The sequence below is a fragment of the Halorubrum sp. Ea1 genome (assembly GCF_002252965.1).
Classification (GTDB): domain Archaea; phylum Halobacteriota; class Halobacteria; order Halobacteriales; family Haloferacaceae; genus Halorubrum.
In genome coordinates this window covers 1-6,580 of sequence record NZ_NHPG01000060.1, presented here as the reverse complement: position 1 = coordinate 6,580, position 6,580 = coordinate 1, and the positions used below count along the sequence as shown (strand labels likewise).

The 6,580-nt window shown below is 72.8% G+C and carries 6 protein-coding genes and 1 other RNA gene; 2 read left to right on the top strand and 5 right to left on the bottom strand.

Annotation, left to right across the window (positions count from 1 at the left end; genetic code table 11):
- The coding region (locus tag DJ73_RS08415; protein WP_094557765.1) for a DNA ligase at nt 1–1,521 on the bottom strand (1,521 nt) is incomplete at its 3' end.
- Nucleotides 1,522–1,667: 146 nt separating this feature from the next.
- On the opposite strand from DJ73_RS08415, the gene DJ73_RS08410 reads away from it, so the two are divergent.
- On the top strand, nt 1,668–3,236 hold the full coding sequence (locus tag DJ73_RS08410) for a hypothetical protein (protein WP_094524245.1): 1,569 nt from the start codon (nt 1,668–1,670) through the stop codon (nt 3,234–3,236).
- 530 nt (nt 3,237–3,766) lie between these two features.
- On the opposite strand, the gene ffs is transcribed toward DJ73_RS08410, so the two are convergent.
- Both ffs and DJ73_RS08400 read right to left on the bottom strand, forming a co-directional pair.
- An RNA gene (gene ffs / locus DJ73_RS08405) (signal recognition particle sRNA) lies at nt 3,767–4,078 on the bottom strand.
- Between the two features lie 49 nt (nt 4,079–4,127).
- The gene (locus DJ73_RS08400) at nt 4,128–4,535 is read right to left on the bottom strand and encodes a hypothetical protein (RefSeq protein ID WP_094524244.1); all 408 of its coding nucleotides are present in this window, start codon (nt 4,533–4,535) and stop codon (nt 4,128–4,130) included.
- A 154-nt stretch (nt 4,536–4,689) separates the two neighbouring features.
- On the opposite strand from DJ73_RS08400, the gene DJ73_RS08395 reads away from it, so the two are divergent.
- Nucleotides 4,690–5,148, top strand: coding sequence for a hypothetical protein (locus DJ73_RS08395; RefSeq protein ID WP_094524243.1), 459 nt, complete (start codon nt 4,690–4,692; stop codon nt 5,146–5,148).
- Between the two features lie 72 nt (nt 5,149–5,220).
- Here the strand turns inward: DJ73_RS08395 and DJ73_RS08390 are convergent, their stop codons facing one another.
- On the bottom strand, nt 5,221–6,246 hold the full coding sequence (locus DJ73_RS08390; protein ID WP_094524242.1) for an aldo/keto reductase: 1,026 nt from the start codon (nt 6,244–6,246) through the stop codon (nt 5,221–5,223).
- 80 nt (nt 6,247–6,326) lie between these two features.
- Nucleotides 6,327–6,580 (bottom strand): ribonuclease P protein component 4 (locus DJ73_RS08385; protein ID WP_254921622.1); only part of this gene is annotated, 254 nt, incomplete at its 5' end.

Sequence of the window (6,580 nt, the reverse complement as noted above, 5' to 3'; positions counted from 1 at the left end):
GACGACCGCGTCGAGCGTCTCCACGTCGGGCTTGCGCTTCAGCCACTCCCGCCCGCGGTCGCCAGGGGTGTAGGGCGCGTCCGGGTCCTTCAGCATGACCCCCTCGTGGCCCGCGTCGAGCGCGGCCGCCTCCGCCGCCTCGACGGCCTCGACGTCGCTCGCCAGGTCGAGGGTCGCGGCCGCGTCCGGAGCGGCGTCGACGAGGCGGTCGTGGCGGACCCGGAGCGGCTCGTCGAGGAGGTCCGCGCCGTCGGCGTGGAGGCAGTCGAAGGCGTGGAGCCGGAGCGACACCTCCTCGCGCATGCGGTCGACGTCGTGTTTCCGGCGGAACCGCCGCAACACCTCCTGGAACGGGAGCGGGTCGCCGCCCTCGTCGACCGCGACGACCTCGCCGTCGAGGATGACCGGGACGTCGACGCGGTCCGCGACGCGCTCGGCGATCTCCGGGAGCGCGTCGGTCACGTCGTCCATGTTCCGGGAGTAGAGCCGCGGACCGAGCGCCTCGCGGTCGGTTCCGCCGTCCACTTCGGGGTCGTCGGCCTCGCTCTCGTCGTCGGCCTCGCCCCCGTCGCCGGGCACGTAGTGGACCTGCACGCGCGCCCCGTCGAACTTGGTCTCGACGGCGACCTCGCCGAACGCCTCGACCGCGTCGGTCGCGGTCCCGGCCTGCGCGAGCATCGCCTGCACGGGACGCCCCACGACGAGCCCCTCCGCGCGGAGGCCGGCGAGCCCCTCGTCGCGCGCGAGGGCCGCGACGCGGCCGTAGTCGTTCGTCACCTGCAGCGCCCGCTCGACGGCGGCGACCGCCTCGTCGCCGGCGCAGAGGGTCGGCTCCGCGTCGTCGCTCTCGGCGGGGCCCGCGTCCGGCTCCGACTCCTCGCCGTCGCCAGCGTCCCCGACCGACTCCGAGAGGAACGTCTCGGCGACCGCGTCGCGGACGGTCCCCTCGCCGACGCCGATCCGCATCTCGCCGAGCACCAGGCGCGCGAGGAACTTCGCCTCGGCCGGATCACACCGATTGAAGAGGCCGAACAGCGCGTCGAGCTTGCGCGACTCGCTGCCGTCGCCCGACGCGGCCGCCAGTTCGCGCAGCGCCCCGTCGACCTCGGCGACCGTGAGCGCGTCGCGGCCCTCTCCGAAGGCGGCGAGGCCGCGTTGGCCGCCGAAGTCGAAGCCGGCGGCGACCGCGCCGATCTCGCCCGCCTCCGCGAGCCGGTCCTCGACGTCGGCGGCCGTCACGTTCGGGCCCGCGGCGCGGGCGAGCGCCTCCCGGCACAGCGCCGGGCCGATATCGAGGGTCCGCGTGTCGTGCGCCGGGAAGACGCGCCCGAGCAGGAAGCGGGTGACCGTCGGGAGGTCGTCGCCGGCGCGGAGGGCCGGCTCCGCGTCGTCGCTCGCGTCGGCCGCGTTCCCTCCTCCGCCGGCCGCCGCGAGCAGGTCGGCGACCGCGAGCGTCGTCCCGATGTCGCCCGGCTCGGCCGCCAGCCGCTCGGCGCGCGCGGCGAACGTGGCGAACTCCATAGGGTGGGTCGGAAATCGGCGGGCAAAAGCGCCCCGATACGTCCCACGTGCTCCCGCTCTCCGCCCCGACCCCACGTCGTGCCGACCGTCCCCACGCCGCCGATCGGCCGTAGCCCTTTTTACGAGGCCGACACGTCGACCGTCCCATGAGCACGGATTCCGCCCTCGCAGACGGCGTCCGCGAGGCGCTCGCCGTCGACCCGGACGAGTTCGCCGCGCGCGCCGAAGAGGAGGCGGAGATCGTCAAACAGGAGCTCCGCGACGGATCCTTCGACAATCACCAGTCGATCGTTGGCTTCGAGTACGAGTTCTACGCGGTCGCCGACGGGCGCTGGAGCGAGGAGTCGCGGGCCGGCGAGTACGCCCTGATGCGCGTCCCGCGCCGGCTCCTGGAGCTGATGGGGTTCGAGAAGGAGCTCGGGCTCCACAACGCGGAGATGTCGACGAGCCCGCAGCCCCTCTCCGACCACGGGCTCCGGGCGCAGCTCGCGGAGGTTCGCGCGCGGCTGGAGGCCGCGGAGAACACCGCGGGCGTCGAGGGGATGCGGCTCGTCTCCGACGGGATCTGGACCATCCCCCCGACCGGCGAGACGGCCCGGGGGTACCTCACCGACTGCGTCGACGTCGACGGCGTCACCGTCGCGGTCAACATGAGCGACTCGGTCCGGTACCACGCGATGGCGAACGCGGGCGCGGACGACCGGTGGGGGACGGTCGTCGAGGCGCCGGGGGTGTCGCTCGCGGCGGACACCGTGATGCCGGAGAGCCTCATCACCTCGATCCAGCCGCACTACCAGGTCGCGCACGCGGAGACGCTCCCGCGGCACTTCCGCTACGCGCTCCGGATCGCGGGGCCCCTCCTCGCGCTCGGCGTCAACTCGCCGTTCTTCCCGCCGGAGCTGTACGACGAGGGCTGGGACGGCCAGCGCGTCCTCGCCGAGGGCGCCGCCGAGAACCGGATCCACGTGTTCGAGTCGGTGCTCAACGAGCGCACCGAGGACGACAAGGTGCGGTTCCCGCGCGACGTCCACGACGTCGAGACCGCGGTCGACCGGATCGCCGGCGACGAGACGCTCGTCCCGATGCCGGAGCCCGAGGGGACCGACCGCTTCGACGACGCGTTCGCGACCTTCCGGACGAAGCACGGCAGCTACTGGCGGTGGGTCCGCCCGGTCTTCGAGGGGGCGAGCCGGTCGAGCGCGAACGCCCGGATCGAGTTCCGCCCGATCGCGGCCCAGCCCACCGTCCGCGACTCCATCGCCTTTCAGGCCGCGTTCGCCGGGCTGATGGAGGCGCTCCCGCAGCGCGAACACCCGGTCATCCGGCTCGACTGGGAGACCGCCCGCGACAACTTCTACGCCGCCGTCGCCGACGGGCTCGGCGCCGACGTCGAGTGGATCGGCCGCGACGGCGAGACCACGACGGACACCGACGCGATATACGAGGACCTCCTCGATCACGCCGAGGCCGGCCTGCGGACCGCCGGCTGTCCCGAGGAGGAGGCGGCCTCGTGGCTCGCGCCGCTCCGGTGGCGCGTCGCGAACCGGACCACGCCGGCGAGCTGGAAGCGCGACCGGGTCCGCGCGCGCCTCGACGCCGGCGACGACTTCGAGACCGCGGTCCACGACACCCAGCGCGAGTACATCGACCGACAGTCCGAGACGCTCGTCGAGGGCGGCTTCTCGGCCTGGAAAGACAGCGGTGACGCGGAGTAGCAGTTATAAAAACGGACGGCCGAAGACCGCACCAGCCGATCCGGCGCGCTCCAGCGAGCGGCCCGGAGGGCCGCGAACCGACGGCGCGAGGTCGCCGGCGCTCCGCGCCGGCTGCCAGAGAATCTTCGATTCTCGCTGGAGTCAGTCGCCCGGAGCGACGCGGAGGGTGACTGACAGGGCGAGAGCGAAGCTCTCGCTTGCAGCCGGACGTAGTCCGGCGACGAGGCTGGGGAGGCGTGAGGTTGCGGTGCTGTGCGGTCGGGTGGGACACAAAGGGGCAGCCACGAGGAGCGCGGAGGCGACGCAAGCAGCGTGGCGCTACGCGCCACGGGCAGCCGGCGGCGAAGCCGCCGGCGACACCGCAGGGAGCGAGTGGAACGAGCGACTGAGGAGCGCAGCGAGCGTGCGCGCTCCTCGTGGCTGGGGCTTTGGAGGTGTTCACCCCCGATCCCGAGTCAATCTCATTTAAACGAACGTCTGTGTCACCGATCGAGGATAGCCCACGCTCACGGAGCAAAAACGCGTATGAATGGCGGACAGGCGGGGTGGCCCGGCGTTCCGGCGCGGGGTATCCCGGTTGCCTTCTCCACCCCGCGACCCGACGAGCGACGGGCGTTCGGCGATGGGCTGCTCGCTTCCGCGCCTGACCCGATATCGCCGACGAACCGCGACGGACCGCTCCTGCGAGCGGGCGCCACGGACCGCTGTCCCCGGCGGACGAGGCTTCCACGTTGGCTCTCGGGGCCCGCGCCGGTCTGACCGGACGCGCCCGCTGTTCGGTCCCCGCTAAAGACTACCTCACGGGTGACGAGCGGGGCCTAACCGCCCGACCTAGTCCGTTTGACGATACTCGGGTCCGGCATAAGGGCCTTTCGTTCGGCGGCGCCCTCCCTACGACAGCAGCGCTCGGGCGTACACCGCGGCGGAGACGGGGAGCGGGACCGACACGGCGACGACGGCGGGCGCGTGCCACTGCAGCCAGCGGTAGTCGCCGAACATCGTCGTCGGCTCGACGGCGAGCGCCCACGTCGCCGCGCTGAGCGTGGTCACGACGCCGAGGATCACCGCGACGCCCGCGAGCGTCCCCGGGTCGAGGTTCCCTTCCTCGACCGAGGCGACGACGACGGCGGTCAGCAGCGCGAACAGCGCGATCCCGCCGGCGCCGAGGGTGCCGGCGGCGTAGTAGCCGGCGAGCTGCGTCGCGTACCCCGACACGAGCGCGTACGGGGCCGCGAGCACGACCACGGTGACGACGCCGGCGGCGATCCCCGTCCGGCGAGAGACGTCGCGGAGATTCATGCCCGTCGGTCGGTCGGGGACCGCGGTAAAAGGACCGGATCGGCGCCGGCGGCGCCGCCGACCGCCCGGCTCCACCGTCCATCTTCCGCCCCTCTCCCGTCCCGTCCGTCCCCGAGCCCCGTACCGTTTTGAGTCGCCGGCGCGGAGTGGGGGTATGAGCCTCGACGTCGACCCGCCGGAGCCGCCCGAGCTCGCCGCCGTGGACCCGAACGAGTACGAGGACGCGGAGGTCGCCGGCGGCGAGTACCGCCGCGACGACCTGGAGGCGCTCCTCCAAGAGGGGGCGTGGGAGGACGCCTTCGAGGAGTGGGCCGCCGGAAGCGACATGGACGAGGCGGACTGGGAGATCGCCGTCGACCTCGGGCTCGTCTCCCGCTTCGACTTCTTCTGGGACGACTTCGCCGACCGCGTCGGCTACCACGCCCCCGGGCTGCCCGAGGACTGGAAGGAGCGCGACCTCCATCCCGACCTCGACTCGTGGGGGACCGTCTCCGCGATCAACGCCGGGCTCACAGAGCTCGGCCAGATCGTCTGCGAGACGCTCAAAGAGGAGTACATCGACTGGGAGGCCGACTTCGAGGCGCCCGACGACCTGCCCGACTTCGAGGAGTAGCGCGCGGCGCGCCCCCGGCGTCCGCCGTCCCGCCCAGCTCGCCAGCGGCGCCCGCCGTCCCGCCCCGCTCGACTAGTGCCCCCAGAGCGCCCCGTCGGGGGCGTACCGCGCGTCCATGATCCGGTCCCACTGCGCGTCCGAGAGGGCGAGGTCGGTCGCGGCGACGTTCTCCGCGAGCTGGTCGGTCGTCCGCGCGCCGACGATGGGGACGCAGGTGAACTCGTCCCACTCGGTGAGCCACGCGAGCGCGACCTGCGCCGGGGTGGCGTCGAGCTCGGCGGCGACCTCGCGGACCGCGTCCAGCACCTTCCAGCCGCGCTCGGAGAGGTAGAACCGCTCGAACCGGTCGTCGAAGCTGGCGCGCGACCCGTCCGGCGCGATCACCTGCTCGGGGTCGTCCGGGTCGGCGCGCTCGTACTTGCCGGTGAGGAACCCGCCCGCCAGCGGGGAGTACGGGCAGACGGCGATGTCCTGGTCGATACAGACGTCGAGGTACTCGCTCACGTCCTCGTAGTAGCCGGCGTGGTGGAGCGGCTGGACCACGTCGAACCGGGCGTAGTCGTTGGCGTCGGCGGTCCACAGCGCCTTCGTCAGCTGCCACGCCGCCATCGTCGACGCGCCGAGGTAGTGCACTTTCCCCTCGGAGACGAGCTCGTCGAGGACGCGCATCGTCTCTTCGATGGGCGTCTCTTCGTCCCAGCGGTGGATGTAGTAGATATCGAGGTAGTCGGTGTCGAGCCGGTCGAGCGTCCCCTCGACCTGCGCGCGGATGTGCTTGCGCCCGAGCCCCGAGTCGTTGGGGCCGGGCTCGCCGCGCCCGTCGAACGGGAAGTACACCTTCGAGGCGATCACGTAGTCCTCGCGGTCGCGCTCCGCGAGCCACTCGCCGACGTACTCCTCGCTCGTGCCGTTCGGACTCCCGTAGACGTTCGCGGTGTCGATGAAGTTGATACCGTGCTCTTCGACCGCGTCGAGCAGTTCGTGGGCCTCCTCGCGCCCCGTCTCGACCACGCCGTTCGTCTCCCGCCCGAAGCGCCACGTCCCGAAGCAGAGCTCCGAGACGCTCAGTCCGGTGTCGCCGAGCCGTCGGTAGTCCATATCCCGCTCCACTCGCCGTCGAGTCATAAAGCGTGGCGACGGCGGCAGCCCGCGGGGCGGGCGCGAGGCTCGCGCCGCGGTCAGTCGAACGGGTACCGCGCCGTCGACCCGCACTCGCGGCAGCGCACGACGACGCGGCCGGGGCGGAGCCGGACGCGCCCCGTCTTGCCGGGGCGGAGGTACACGTCGCAGTCGTCGCAAGTCCGTCGGGAGAAGCCGGCCGGGAGCCCGCAGCGGTTCCGCTCCGCGATCCGACGCGCGAGCGCGACGTACTCCCGAGAGCGGTCGTACTCGCCGTCGACGACCGCCTCGCGGGCGAGCGTCAACAGGCGCT